The sequence below is a fragment of the Mycobacterium deserti genome, from assembly GCF_025345615.1.
Taxonomy (GTDB): Bacteria; Actinomycetota; Actinomycetes; order Mycobacteriales; family Mycobacteriaceae; genus Mycobacterium; species Mycobacterium deserti.
Genome location: NZ_JAODWD010000003.1, coordinates 977,675 through 990,710 on the forward strand (window position 1 = coordinate 977,675; position 13,036 = coordinate 990,710).

At 68.3% G+C, this 13,036-nt stretch carries 11 protein-coding genes; 6 read left to right on the top strand and 5 right to left on the bottom strand.

Going from position 1 to position 13,036, the window contains the following annotated elements; all coding sequences use genetic code 11:
- The first annotated feature begins 13 nt into the window (after positions 1-13).
- Positions 14-2,923, top strand: coding sequence for an excinuclease ABC subunit UvrA (gene uvrA, locus N4S67_RS16145; protein ID WP_260993958.1), 2,910 nt, complete (start codon positions 14-16; stop codon positions 2,921-2,923).
- On the opposite strand, the gene N4S67_RS16150 is transcribed toward uvrA, so the two are convergent.
- Both N4S67_RS16150 and N4S67_RS16155 read right to left on the bottom strand, forming a co-directional pair.
- Complete coding sequence (locus N4S67_RS16150; RefSeq protein WP_260993959.1) at positions 2,920-3,780, bottom strand: GNAT family N-acetyltransferase; 861 nt, start codon at positions 3,778-3,780, stop codon at positions 2,920-2,922. The genes uvrA and N4S67_RS16150 overlap by 4 nt on opposite strands.
- 25 nt (positions 3,781-3,805) lie before the next feature.
- Positions 3,806-4,978 (bottom strand): winged helix DNA-binding domain-containing protein, encoded by a 1,173-nt coding sequence (locus N4S67_RS16155; protein ID WP_260993960.1) that lies wholly within the window; start codon positions 4,976-4,978, stop codon positions 3,806-3,808.
- Between the two features lie 115 nt (positions 4,979-5,093).
- On the opposite strand from N4S67_RS16155, the gene N4S67_RS16160 reads away from it, so the two are divergent.
- The 3 genes from N4S67_RS16160 (at position 5,094) to N4S67_RS16170 (ending at position 8,447) form a co-directional block, all read left to right on the top strand.
- Positions 5,094-5,576 carry a lipoprotein LpqH gene (locus N4S67_RS16160; protein WP_260993961.1) on the top strand — a complete coding sequence of 161 codons (483 nt, stop codon included), beginning with the start codon at positions 5,094-5,096 and terminating at the stop codon, positions 5,574-5,576.
- 61 nt (positions 5,577-5,637) lie between these two features.
- Positions 5,638-7,257 carry a hypothetical protein gene (locus N4S67_RS16165; RefSeq protein ID WP_260993962.1) on the top strand — a complete coding sequence of 540 codons (1,620 nt, stop codon included), beginning with the start codon at positions 5,638-5,640 and terminating at the stop codon, positions 7,255-7,257.
- On the top strand, positions 7,239-8,447 hold the full coding sequence (locus N4S67_RS16170; RefSeq protein WP_260993963.1) for a CHAT domain-containing protein: 1,209 nt from the start codon (positions 7,239-7,241) through the stop codon (positions 8,445-8,447). Before N4S67_RS16165 ends, N4S67_RS16170 begins: the two co-directional genes overlap by 19 nt.
- 4 nt (positions 8,448-8,451) lie before the next feature.
- Here N4S67_RS16170 and N4S67_RS16175 read toward each other — a convergent pair whose 3' ends face one another.
- Positions 8,452-8,910, bottom strand: coding sequence for a hypothetical protein (locus tag N4S67_RS16175; RefSeq protein ID WP_260993964.1), 459 nt, complete (start codon positions 8,908-8,910; stop codon positions 8,452-8,454).
- 84 nt (positions 8,911-8,994) lie between these two features.
- On the opposite strand from N4S67_RS16175, the gene N4S67_RS16180 reads away from it, so the two are divergent.
- Both N4S67_RS16180 and N4S67_RS16185 read left to right on the top strand, forming a co-directional pair.
- Positions 8,995-10,302 (top strand): hypothetical protein, encoded by a 1,308-nt coding sequence (locus N4S67_RS16180; RefSeq protein WP_260993965.1) that lies wholly within the window; start codon positions 8,995-8,997, stop codon positions 10,300-10,302.
- Entirely contained in the window at positions 10,299-11,387 is a 1,089-nt protein-coding gene (locus N4S67_RS16185) for a hypothetical protein (RefSeq protein WP_260993966.1), read from the top strand. Before N4S67_RS16180 ends, N4S67_RS16185 begins: the two co-directional genes overlap by 4 nt.
- On the opposite strand, the gene N4S67_RS16190 is transcribed toward N4S67_RS16185, so the two are convergent.
- A complete protein-coding gene (locus N4S67_RS16190) occupies positions 11,381-11,692 on the bottom strand; it encodes a hypothetical protein (RefSeq protein WP_260993967.1) in 312 nt (103 codons plus the stop codon). The genes N4S67_RS16185 and N4S67_RS16190 overlap by 7 nt on opposite strands.
- A gap of 5 nt (positions 11,693-11,697) precedes the next feature.
- Positions 11,698-12,975 (bottom strand): alpha/beta hydrolase, encoded by a 1,278-nt coding sequence (locus N4S67_RS16195; RefSeq protein ID WP_260994067.1) that lies wholly within the window; start codon positions 12,973-12,975, stop codon positions 11,698-11,700.
- Between the last annotated feature and the right edge of the window lie 61 nt (positions 12,976-13,036).

Sequence of the window (13,036 nt, forward strand, 5' to 3'; positions counted from 1 at the left end):
AGGGAATTACCGGGTGGCTGACCGCCTGATCGTCAAAGGTGCGCGCGAGCACAACCTGCGTGGAGTTGATCTTGACCTGCCCCGCGATGCGCTGATCGTCTTCACCGGCTTGTCCGGTTCGGGTAAGTCGTCGCTGGCGTTCGACACGATCTTCGCCGAGGGGCAACGTCGCTACGTCGAGTCGCTGTCGGCCTACGCCCGCCAGTTCCTGGGGCAGATGGACAAACCCGACGTCGACTTCATCGAAGGCCTCTCGCCGGCGGTCTCCATCGACCAGAAGTCGACCAACCGCAACCCGCGGTCGACGGTGGGCACCATCACCGAGGTCTACGACTACCTGCGTCTGCTGTACGCCCGCGCGGGCACCCCGCACTGCCCGGTGTGCGGTGAGCGCATCGCTCGCCAGACCCCGCAGCAGATCGTCGACCAGGTGCTCGCCATGGACGAGGGGCTGCGTTTCCAGGTGCTCGCACCGGTCGTGCGAACCCGCAAGGGCGAATTCGTGGACCTGTTCGACAAGCTCAACACGCAGGGCTACAGCCGCGTGCGGGTCGACGGCGTGGTCTATCCGCTGACCGAACCGCCGGTTCTGAAGAAGCAGGAGAAGCACGACATCGAGGTGGTCGTCGACCGGCTCACCGTCAAGGCCAGCGCCAAGCAGCGGCTGACCGACTCGGTCGAGACCGCGTTGAATCTCGCCGACGGCATCGTCGTGCTGGAATTCGTCGACCGCGAAGACGACCATCCGCACCGCGAACAGCGGTTCTCCGAGAAGCTGGCCTGCCCCAACGGCCATCCCCTGGCGGTCGACGACCTCGAACCGCGCTCGTTCTCGTTCAACTCGCCCTACGGCGCCTGCCCGGAGTGCACCGGGTTGGGCATCCGCAAGGAGGTCGACCCCGAACTCGTCGTCCCGGATCCCGATCTGACGCTTGCCGAGGGCGCGATCGCGCCGTGGTCGATGGGACAGACGGCCGAGTACTTCACCCGGATGCTGTCGGGGCTGGGCGATGCGCTCGGTTTCGACGTCGACACCCCATGGCGGAAGCTGCCCGCGAAGGCGCGCAGGGCGATCCTCGAGGGCTGCGACGAGCAGGTGCACGTGCGGTACAAGAACCGCTACGGCCGAACTCGTTCGTACTACGCCGATTTCGAAGGCGTGATGGCGTTCCTGCAGCGCCGTATGGATCAGACCGACTCGGAGCAGATGAAGGAGCGCTACGAGGGCTTCATGCGCGACGTGCCGTGCCCCGAATGCGAGGGCACGCGGCTCAAGCCGGAGATCCTCGCGGTCTCGCTGACGGCAGGCAAGTTCGGTCCGAAGTCCATCGCGGACGTCTCCGAGTTGTCGATCGCCGACTGCTCGGAGTTCCTGAACGCCCTGACGTTGGGTACCCGCGAGCAGGCCATCGCGGGGCAGGTGCTCAAGGAGATCCAGTCACGGCTGGGCTTCCTGCTCGACGTCGGTCTCGACTACCTGTCGCTGTCGCGCGCGGCGGCGACGCTGTCCGGCGGTGAGGCACAACGTATTCGACTGGCGACGCAAATCGGGTCGGGCCTCGTCGGCGTGCTCTACGTGCTTGACGAGCCGTCGATCGGACTGCACCAACGCGACAACCGCCGACTGATCGACACGCTGGTCCGGCTGCGGGACCTGGGCAACACGCTGATCGTCGTCGAACACGACCTCGACACCATCGCGCACGCCGACTGGGTGGTCGACATCGGCCCGGCGGCGGGCGAGCACGGCGGCCAGATCGTGCACAGCGGACCGTACGACGAACTGCTGAAAAACCCGGAATCGTTGACCGGCGCCTATCTTTCGGGCAAGGAGGAGATCGAGGTCCCGGCGATCCGCCGGCCCGTCGACAAGAAGCGCCAGCTCACCGTGGTCGGCGCGCGCGAGCACAACCTGCACGAGATCGACGTGTCATTCCCGCTCGGGGTGCTGACGTCGGTCACCGGGGTATCCGGATCCGGGAAGTCGACGCTGGTGAACGACATCCTGGCGTCCGTGTTGGCCAACAAGCTCAACGGGGCTCGCCAGGTGCCAGGGCGGCACACCCGGGTGACGGGCCTGGACAAGCTCGACAAGCTGGTTCGGGTCGACCAGTCGCCGATCGGCAGGACACCGCGCTCGAACCCGGCGACCTACACCGGGGTGTTCGACAAGATCCGCACGCTGTTCGCGGCCACCACCGAGGCGAAGGTGCGCGGCTACCAGCCGGGCCGATTCTCGTTCAACGTCAAGGGCGGCCGCTGCGAGGCGTGCTCGGGCGACGGCACGATCAAGATCGAGATGAACTTCCTGCCCGACGTGTACGTGCCGTGCGAGGTCTGCCAAGGCGCCCGGTACAACCGCGAAACGCTCGAGGTGCACTACAAGGGCAAGACCATCGCCGAGGTGCTGGACATGTCGATCGAGGAGGCCGCGGAGTTCTTCGCGCCGATCACCTCGATCTACCGCTACCTGCAGACCCTCGTCGACGTCGGACTCGGTTACGTCCGGCTCGGGCAGCCCGCGCCGACGCTGTCGGGCGGCGAGGCGCAGCGCGTGAAGCTGGCGTCGGAACTGCAGAAGCGGTCGACGGGTCGCACCATCTACATTCTCGACGAACCCACCACCGGCCTGCACTTCGAGGACATCCGCAAGCTGCTCAAGGTGATCAACGGCCTTGTGGACAAAGGCAATACGGTGATCGTCATCGAACACAACCTCGATGTGATCAAGACGTCGGACTGGATCGTCGACATGGGTCCCGAGGGTGGGGCCGGCGGTGGCACCGTGGTCGCGACGGGGACGCCGGAAGAGGTCGCGACGAACGTCGAGAGCTACACCGGGCACTTCCTCGCGCAGTCACTGGGTGTGGCGCGGCCCACGCGCAACGGACGTAAACGCAACGGGCGCAAGGTTAGCGCCTAATAGCCGATCGACGGCAACCAGGCGCCCTGCGGCTCGTTGTACAGGCCGAGCGTCATCAGCGTCGACTGCTGAACGATAGTGAGCCCTGCCTCGAAGCACCACGTCATGAGGGCGGTATTGCGCGACGGTACGAGGAAGCCGAGGCCCATGAAGGCGTCGGCGGAGTTGAGCAGAGCGATGAGGGCGTCGTTGGTGGTGCCGACGGCGTGTCCGGTATAGCCGAATCCGGTTGCATACCCGACGATTTCGTTGTCGCGTTCTACCACCCGCGCGGTGCCGGCGTGGATCCAGTACAGCAGTTCGCCGTGCCGGTCGTGACCGTGGACCAGCCGGCAGATCCCGTCGCAGGCGTCGACATCGTCGGGCGTCGCGGCCCGCACCGTTGTGGCCGCCACCGACGCGGCCGGTGTCGAACCCGCAAATACCGACAGCGGCTCGCGCACCGCGAAGCCGAGCTTGGCGTACAGCGACAATGACCGGTAGTTGTAGGCCGTCTGGACCAGCCGGACGCCGGCCACCCGACGCTTGTGCGACCGCCGCAGAAGGCCCTCCATCAGGGCACGGCCGGCCCCGGCGTCCGGAACAGCCGGGTCGACGCTGACGGGGCCGACGCCGACGATCGTGCCGCGCTCATCCTGCAGCGCACTGCCGACGATCCCGTCGTCCTGCTCGGCGACCAGGCCGAAGATTCCTGGGGTGCCCAACATCGATTTCATCTGGAAGTCGGTTGACTCCGGCGTGCCCGGTTCGACAGGGAACGCATGACGGCTGGCGAGGCACTCGAACGCGTCGAACATGATGCGTGCGCAAGTGGCCGCGTCACCTACGGTGGCCTGGCGAAGGTGAACATCCGTCATCTGCCAATCGTGCGCCCGGCTCGACTCAGCCGCTGCCTTTTGACAGCGGCGACGGGAACCGCGGGCTGACCCGCACACCGTTCAGCCAGTCGGTCAACTCGTCGGCGCGACGCTGCAGGGCTTGCTGCGCCGAGCGGCCGACGCTCTCGAGCAGGCGAACCTCGACGCGGCCGTCGTCGTCCTGACCCCACCCCCCGACGATCCTGCCGTCACACCATGCCGTGGGCCCGCCGTTGCCGTTGGTGTCGAACACCTGGGCGCGATGGCCGCCGAGATACCAGTCGCGGTCGAACCAGCCCATCGTCGTCACGTCGAGACCGGGCAGTAGCGCGCACCACGGTCCGGGATCCGGTTCGGCGTCCAGTTCGTCGGGCAGCACATAGCCCGGGGCGCCGTCGAGATCGACCTCGACGGCGTCGACATCGCGCAGCGCGTGGCGCGCCCACGTCAGGGTGTTGCCGAACCACCACTTGACGTCGGTGAGCGTGGCGGGACCGAACGCCCGCAACCACCTGCGCACCATGTCGGCGCGGGCCGTCTCGGGATCGACAGCGTCGGCAGCGGGCACCCAGTGCGACGCGGAGACCCAGCGGGGTCGCGACGTCGTCCACCTGCCCTCGTTCGGTCCCCGCATGATGTCGCCCCGTGCCGACAGGACAGTCAAAATCCTTGGCCCCAAGGGGGTTTGTCCGCCCCACCGCTTTCCGGGCGCAGGATCGTAGGTGCCTGACAACTGGGGCAGCGCGGCCCGAAGGTCCCGTGCGTTGGTGGGCCCGTTCTCTGAGAGGTGCCGCAGCACCGCGGCGCAGGCGGTATCCAGCCACCCGTCCCCGTCGCTGCACACTCCCGCTTTGAGCGCATCGGCGATGAGCCTTCGGCGCTCGTTGTCTGCCACCCGGTCGCTCGCAGCGGACTGAATCAGCGGCAGGTCGCCGACGCGCACCATCCACAGAGTGCGCCGCATCGCCAGGTGTTTGACCAGCACACGCTGCTCATACAAGGCCGCATCGAGGTCGGCGACCGTGAAGCCGGGCCGCCGCGCCCATAGCGACAGATAGGGCGTCGCCGGGTCGGTGGCGTGCAGTCCGACGAGGCTGCCGGCGATGTCGGCGATGGACGGGGCCGGCTCAGCGAAGTCAGCAAGGAAGTGGCGCCGCGCCAGGCGGGCCCGCCGCTCGGCAATGGTGAAAGAGCGCATCGCCTGCGAACCGTACCTGCGCGGCCCGACAAAGTTTGGGATCGGTAGCGCTGCGGCATGGCTTGACTGCTCACAACGACGCCAGCGGGGCGGCGTTCGAACGAAAGGGAAACACATGAATCGAGTTGTCGCGGGTGTGGTCGGGCTGACGGTCGGCGTCGCAGTGCTGGTCGGCTGTTCCGATGACAAGGGCGAGCCGGCGCCGAGCCCGGCCGCTGGGCAGTCGCAGGTCAGCACGAGCGGCTCGACCGAGGTCAAGGTCGGCGGCTCGGATCTGCCCGGACTGGATCTGAATTCGGTGACCTGCGTCAAGCAGGGCGGAAAGATCAACGTCGCGAGCGCGGCGATCAACGGGCAGGCGGGCCTCGCCGTCGTCATGAGCGACGCGAACCCTCCGGCGGTCGAGTCGCTCGGCCTGACCGTCGACGGCAACGCACTCGCCGTCACCAACACCATGGGCGCGAAGGTCGGCTCCGCCGAGGTCAAGGTTGACGGCAGCACCTACACAATCACCGGCGAGGCCTCCGGCGCCGACATCAAGAACCCGATGGCGGGGATGATCAACAAGCCATTCAGCATCACGGTGACGTGCAACTGACCGGCCAACAACCGAAGTGGCGGACGTGCCAGGCGCGTCCGCCACTTCCTATGATTGCGCCGTGACGATCTCCGGCGACCTGGAGCGCGCCCGTCACCTGGCCTTCAGGGCCGACGAGGACGCGGCCAAGGATCTGCTGCTGTCACTGGTCCCGCGCATCGAGCAGGAGGACCGCGACGACCTGCTGATGGAGGTGTACGCGCAACTCGGCGAGATCTACCTCGTGCGCACCGCGTACGACGGCGTCGAGGAGTGCATGCGCCGAATCCGCGACTGCCTGGCCATCTACTCGGCGATACTCGCCGGCCTGATGCCCGAAGCGGCCGAGCAGGTCACGATGTCGGACGCCGAGGTCCGTCACATGGTGTGCCGGTATACCCGTCGCGCCCAGTTCCTCGAGACCGGTCTTGCCGCGGCGCACGGTGATCACGAGGCCGCCGAGGCGGCACTGCTGCGCCTGACCGACGACACCGCCGCGTTCCCGGACCTTTCCGAAGAGCACCGGTACCTCATTGTCCATGCCCAGATCCTCTGCGCGATCGCGCTGTGCGACGACGACCTGCACGTGCGCTCGGTTCCGTTGTGGGAGCGAGTGATCGATGCGATTCAGCGGGTGCGCAGCGACAGCGAGTCCGACGACTATCTGCTGGTCACCGGCGCCACCTGCTACGGCCGGTTCTGCGTCGAGACCGGCAGGCTGTCAGAGGCCGAGCCATGGCTGCGGCGTGCGGGAGCGCGCGCGCAAGTCCGCGGCTGGGACCTGGCGACGTCGAGAACCCAACTCGAACGCGCCACCGCGGCGTGGACCGCCGGTGATCGGCCCCAGGCGCAGACCCTCGTCCACGAGGCCTACCCGGCGATCGCCGAACACGCCCGCGCTCACGACGTGTCGCGGTGCTGGCTGTATTTCGGCCTGATCGCGATCTCCGTCGGCGCGCTCGACGATGCCGACGAGCGACTCAGCCATGCCGAGCGGCATTGGCGTGAGATCTCCAAGCCCCTGCACATCCACCGGATTCTGTTGCAGCGCAGCTGGGTGGACATCTTTCGGGGTGACTTCGCGGCCGCCGTCGAGCGGGTCGCGCAGGCGCGTGAACTCCTGGACTCATGGCCACGGCACAGTTGGCTGCAGTACGCCCGCCTCGACGACCACCTCGGCAACATCTGGCGGGCCGACGCACTCGCCGACCCCGACCGCGCGGCCACGAAACTGGAACAGGCAGCCGAACTGAAGGTGCCCGCCGCTCTCGCGGTCGACTCGGTGCGGCACACGATCGCCGACGCGGACGCGCGGATGCGGTGGGCCACCTACGTGTCGGCCCCCATCCTGGCCGGCGCGTTCGCCGTGGCGTGGGAATGGGGCAACACCGAACTTGTCAGTGAGCTCGTTGAATACCACAGTGCGCGAGGGAGTTTCAGTACCGAGCCACACGCGCAGCCGGCGGACTGGAGCGCGACGGCCACCGCTGCGGTGCCGGTGGACACAGCCGACGACTACGCGCTGGTGGCCGCTGGCCCGCCGTTGGAAGGCGGTGGCGCCCTGACGCGCCTCGGGCCGCTGCCACCACTGCGAATGGATCCCACGGCACCGCCGATCATCAGCCGGTACCGCACGCTGGCGTTCGAGCGCTACGGGCGTGATGTCACGGCGGACGAGAGCCCGTGGTCCACGTGGCCCTGACCCTGGTCCTGCGGTTCGCCGACGTCGGTGTCGCCACTTACGTCAGCCTGCGAGTGGTCGGGGAGCCGTCGCGAACCGTCACGTGGGTGGTCGAGGAGCCGGCGCTGGTGTCGACCCTCGGCCAGCTCACGAGCGCGCTGCCCGACACGCAGGGAACCGAGACGCAGCGCGACGCCGTCGAGCGTGCGGTGAGCAGCGGCCCGTTCGCCGAGCCTGACACCGAACGGGCAGTGGCGCGTGCGCTGGGGGAGAAGCTCATCGCCGCCGACGCCTGGCGACTGCTGACCGAATGCGCGACCTCGCCGCGCGCCACGTTGTTCGTCTCGCCGAGCGCGCGATTGGCCCGGGTGCCGTGGAGTCTGGTGGCGCAGCCCGGCGACAGCGACGATCGCCTGATCGATCTGGTCGACGTGCTGATGGCAGCGCCGCCGAACATCGTGCACGCGCCACGGGCGTCCGTCGGATGGGACGAGCGGCGCGACGCCCCACGACTGCTGGTCGTCGACCCGAGGGTGCCCGGGCAACGTCCCGACTCGGCGCTCGGATCGGTGCTCGGCAGACCGTCCGCGGAGACGCCGTTGGCGCGCCACCTCGCCGAGCTCATGGCGCGGCAGCCGGTCCTGCCGCCCGTGAACGCCGCGGTCGAGTTGTTTCGTCGCACCGACGCCGACCGGTTGTGGCTCGCCGACCTGCTGGCGGAGGCGCCGAGCCGGCTCTTGTACATCGGTCACGCAACCGCGGCCGACGGCGATGTCGGTCATGCTGCGCGCTCAGCGCTGCACCTGGCGGACCCGCACCCGCTGAGCGCCGCGGATCTGATCGCAATGCGGCTGCCGATGCCGCCGAGGGTCGCGATGCTGGCCTGCGCATCCGGCGCCGACTACCGGTTCGACGAGGCCACGGGCCTGGTGGCCGCGATGATCCTGGGCGGCGCTCAACTGGTCACCGCAACCCTGTGGTCGCTGCCGACCGCGGCCGGCTACCGGCAATTCGCCCCCGGTGCGGGCGACTTCGACCCGATGGCCGACGCGATCATCGCCGTCGACCGCGCACACGAGGCGCCCGACGCCGGACGCGAGCTGAACCGTTGGCAGCGCGAGCGAATCGGGCAGTGGCGCGACGGCGATCCGCAGGCCACCCCGCTGTATTGGGCGGCGCTGGTCAGCTTCGCTGTCGACGGCGCCCGCTGAGGGGTCAGCCCGGCGGGACGCACACGACGACCGCGGACTCGTCGTCGGTCCGGTAGTACGTGTCGATGACGCTGCCCGGCAGCACCTTGGTCAGCGACGACGCCGGAATCAAGGCCCTCTCGTGCGCGGGGAACTGCCCACCTTCGGGCCGTTTCACCATCACGTCGAGCTCCACCTCGCGATGGTCCTCACGAGCGGTTCCCGTCGGCCGCATGCCGGTGACCACGGCGTGCGACTTTGTGCCGAGGCGAATCACCTTCACGTGCTCGCCGGTGAGCAACCCCTTGCTCACCAACATCCGGTCGAAATCCATGCACGCGGCCAGGATGTCTTCGGCAGTGGCCAGGCGCTCGCCGGCCTCGTCGGCAGTCGACGCAGATTCGGTGCGAGTCGGATGTAACAGAGTCGACGCCGTGGCGATGAAGAGTGTGAACAGGAACGCGTACAACACCGCTGTGAACATGACTCAAGGGTCGGACGGCCAATTGCCTACCGAACCCAAGTTTGTGGCTGTCTCCACGCCGTCTGAACTCCTATCCTGTTCCACGTGAGCACCGAGGCGGTAGTCGCCGTCACCCATCCGCGCCGCGCAGTGATCGATCGCGCCTGGCGCGCGATCGGGCCGGGTGTCGAGGTTCTCAGCAGCGACGACGGTGGGCCCTTGCGCCGCACCGTCAAACGGATCATCGACCCATTGGTCTTGCGTCTGCGATCGAACAACCAATTCTCCGCGCCGTTCGTCGGCGCCGATGTCGCCGACGCGATGCATCGGCTGATCGTCGGCCATGGTGACCAGTTACGGGCCGCAGCAGCGTGGTTCACCCTGCTGAAGACCCAACGGCGACGCTTGCGCATCACCACCGGCAACGCCCAGGAATTGTACTTTCCCGTCTGCTTCGAGTTGGCGGTGACGAAAGGCGCTCCGGGACAACAGGATCACGACTCGGCCGAGGCGGTGCTGCGGGATATCCACGCCGATCGCGACCGCACGGCGATCGAGGTGCTCAACCAGTACATCGCGGATGGGCGCATCGTTGAGGCGTTGACGGCGCAGCTGCGGCGTAGTTGGAGCGACATCCGGGCCGGCACCGAGATCACCGGTCCGTTCCTGGCCGGACTCACCACGGTCCTCGGGCCGGCCGACACGCACAGCGCCGCGGCGGCGCGGCAGCGGGTGTGGAGGGCACTCATCGCCGACGCGGCGCCGTACAACATGGGCGCGAAAGCGCACCACGACGTGTCGGACCTGCCATGGTCGATCGTCGGCGTAGGCCTCAGTTCCGTTGAACCGCAACAACCTCCTGCTGTGCTGTCCGAAGCCGATGGTGATCGCCCGCTGAACCGCACCGTCATCGAGCGGGTGCGAGCGACCCTGCGCCGCGGCTTGGACCGCGAGGACCTGCCCGACATCCCCACGCTCTGCGCCGAGGAGGTCGACCGATCGTGCGCGCCGTGGGGTCTACTGGCCGAGGACAAGCAGGCGGCGTTGATCGCGGGCATCGAGGTCGCCGTCGACCTCGCCCCCCTGACCGATACCGTCCGACCGCGGTACACACTGGCGTCTGCGCTGCAGGCCCGGCTGCGCAAGGAGGCCTACGTGCTGCACGCGCGCCGCTACCTGGCCGACGGCGGGCCCATTCATCCGCGGCAGCAGCAGGTGATCGACGACCTCGCGGCGTTCTCCCGGCCGTATCTGAACCGGCTGTGGGCGCGACTGCACGGCCGCGACGTCTGGCAGGAGCCGTGCGACGACGTCGATGACGTCCGGTCGCTGCTGGAAGGGGTGGCCCGGTCGGTGAGTCTGGATCACCGCCAGCGGATCAAGTCGATGCTGGAATTGCAGGTGGCCGGATGAAGCTCGTCGCCGACGCCGGTCTATGGAGCACCGGTGCGACGGTCGAACCGGCACCGTTGGTGGCCGTGCTGGAAGTCAGCGGCGCCGTCCTGGCCTGGACGGTCGATGAACCGGACCGTGCCGCAGGGATCACGTTCACGGATCCGACTCGCGCCGACTGGCTTTGGCGGGTCTTCGGCGAAGCCGGGCACACCGCCGTGGCCGCCGCGGTCGACGGGCGCTCGCCCGACCCCGCCCAGACCGTGGACCTGACCGGAGTGAGCGTGTCCTCGGACGCGCTGCGTCCCCTTCGTCGTCTGGCGCTGGGGCACTGGCTTCGTCGTTGGTGGCCTGCCAGCGAGCGCGACGGTATCGCGGCCCTGGACACGGCGCTTCTCGACGCGGAGATCGCGGTGCTGACGGCCGCCGCCCAGGATTTCTTCACCGACGACACCTTTGATTCGGAGGTCACTTCTCTGCTGGCCCCGCATGCGGCGGCGCTGGCCGCACACGCCCGCGACGGCGATCCGCGGGTGGCCGACCTCGTGGAGCGCTGCGGCGATCTCGCCGACGACGTCGGCATCGCCATGGACGCGGACGCGGTATCTGCGACTCGGCGCGACGATTACGCGCTGGCGGCCGGTCCCCGCGCCGGAGGAGCCGGTTCCGGTGCCATCGCAAGTGGCGTCGATTCGGTCAACTGGGCCGGGGTGCCTCCCGGGATCTTCGACGCGGCCGAGCAGACGGTCGAATGGCGAATCGAGGCGCGAAGCTCTGTGGAATCCGTTGTGCGCGTTGCACTGTCAGGATTAGGTTCACCCAACGGCATCGCCGTGAATCTGAGCTCCGGAACCGTCACCGGGACGGGCGTTCTCGACGCCGACGGCCGCGCGACGTTCCCGATCGTCGACGCGCAGCACCGCCCGTTGACGGAAACGGCCGCCTGGGGACATGACTGGCAGGACACCACAGTCGTAGTGGGCGCCAGGGTCGACGAGTCACCGCAAACGCGTGAGCGCATCCGCACCTTTGCGCGGGCCAGGCTCAGTGCGCCCCCGGGTGATGCGTTCCTGGCGGAGATCCTGGCCGCCGAGTCCGACTACTGAGACTCGCCGGACTGCTTGCGCATCTGCTCGCGGATCTGGTCAAGTCGTTCAGCGGCGGCGCGCTGCCTCTCGTCGTACTGCTCGGCGACGCTGCGGCCTTCCGGGGTTTCCGCATCGAGTTCTGCGGCGCCGATCGAGGCGCCGTAGCGGGTCTCGATCTTCTCGCGCACGGACTCGAATGTCGGCACCCCACCGGGGGTGTAGCCGGTGTCGACCGGCTCGACGGGCACGGTGGACTCGGGCTTCGGTTCGACGATCTCGGCGTCGACGGCGGGTTCCGGCTCGGGGATGGATTCGTCCGGCATGCCGCTCACCGTACCCGGCGATCGGCGGCCTCCAGCGTGTTCGGCGTTTCGAGTTGCGCCGCCATCCACGGCAAGGCCGTCGCGAAGGCGTGTGCCGCATATGGCCAGTCGTGCTTGCCGGGCGAAACCACGACCGTGCAGCTGACACCGTTGGCGGTGCCCAGCGCACACAGCGAGTTCGCCGCCGAGTTCTGGGTGGCCGGGGCCTGGCTGTTGATGTCGAAGCGGCCCGTCACACCTGTGTACCTGCCGTGCCGGGTCATCACGGTGGTGGGGTCGAATGCGGCGTAGGCGGCCGCGTTGCCGCCGAACAACCTGTCGATGGTCTGCGCCCTGGTGCCCGAGTTCGGGCTCAGGTCACCGGCGATGTCGTCGAAGACGCTGAACATGTCGGGGTGCATGGCGGCCAGGTCGACTGCACATGTGCCGCCCATCGACCAGCCCACGACGCCCCAGTGCGCGCGACCGGCGCTGACGCCGAAATGCGAGACCATATATGGGACAACGTCTTTAGTGAGATGATCGGCGGCGTTGCCCCGGGTGCCGTTGACGCATTCGGTGTCGTTGTTGAACGTTCCACCCGCATCGACGAACACCAGGACCGGAGCGTTGCCCCCGTGGGAAGTGGCGTAGTCGTCGGCCGTCGACACGGCGTTACCGACACGCACCCAGTCGGCGGGCGTGTTGAACTCGCCGCCGATCATCATCACCGTGGACAACCGCGGCGGCGGGTTCGTCGCGTACCAGGACGGCGGCAGGTAGACCAACTCGCCGCGGTGTTTGAACCCCGACGCCGCATCGCTGATGGTCACCGGCACGACAGTGCCCTTCGCCGGAATCAGATGCCGCCTCTGCATCGCGGCGACGGTCACCGCGTCGGTCTGATCGGGCAACGGGCCCGCGGTCAACTGGTTCCACGCGGTCTGCACGGTGGGGAAGTAGCCGACCCACAGGTTCAGCGTCAACGCCGCGCACAACACGCATAGCGGCACCGCCACCAGCGAGACACCCCGCCGCCACCACCGGGCGCCACGCCAGCCCGCGATGAGCACCGCGGCGGCGACGCCGGTCAGTCCGACCCACAGCCACAACGTCGGCGGCGCGGGGTTGCCCGCCAGACCCTCGGCCGCGATATAGGAAAAGGTCGCGAACGCCAGGGCGCTGCCGCACAGCAGCGACCACGGCAGCCACACCAGCCGCCACCGGCGGGTCCGCCACCCGACGGCGGTGAGCACCGCGACCGCGGCGACGATCTGCACTGTCACCGGAATCCAGCCGTGCATCAACGAGAGGTGCTGAGGGAACCAGTCGGACACGACGTCATGGTGACCGCAGAAGCTGGTA

What these genes read in the sequence shown, in the direction of transcription:
- N4S67_RS16150 (WP_260993959.1), bottom strand. Translation starts at nt 3,780, where the DNA reads ATGACGGATGTTCACCTTCGCCAGGCCACCGTAGGTGACGCGGCCACT.
- N4S67_RS16155 (WP_260993960.1), bottom strand. Translation starts at nt 4,978, where the DNA reads ATGCGCTCTTTCACCATTGCCGAGCGGCGGGCCCGCCTGGCGCGGCGC.
- N4S67_RS16160 (WP_260993961.1), top strand. Translation starts at nt 5,094, where the DNA reads ATGAATCGAGTTGTCGCGGGTGTGGTCGGGCTGACGGTCGGCGTCGCA.
- N4S67_RS16175 (WP_260993964.1), bottom strand. Translation starts at nt 8,910, where the DNA reads ATGTTCACAGCGGTGTTGTACGCGTTCCTGTTCACACTCTTCATCGCC.
- N4S67_RS16185 (WP_260993966.1), top strand. Translation starts at nt 10,299, where the DNA reads ATGAAGCTCGTCGCCGACGCCGGTCTATGGAGCACCGGTGCGACGGTC.
- N4S67_RS16190 (WP_260993967.1), bottom strand. Translation starts at nt 11,692, where the DNA reads ATGCCGGACGAATCCATCCCCGAGCCGGAACCCGCCGTCGACGCCGAG.
- N4S67_RS16195 (WP_260994067.1), bottom strand. Translation starts at nt 12,975, where the DNA reads ATGCACGGCTGGATTCCGGTGACAGTGCAGATCGTCGCCGCGGTCGCG.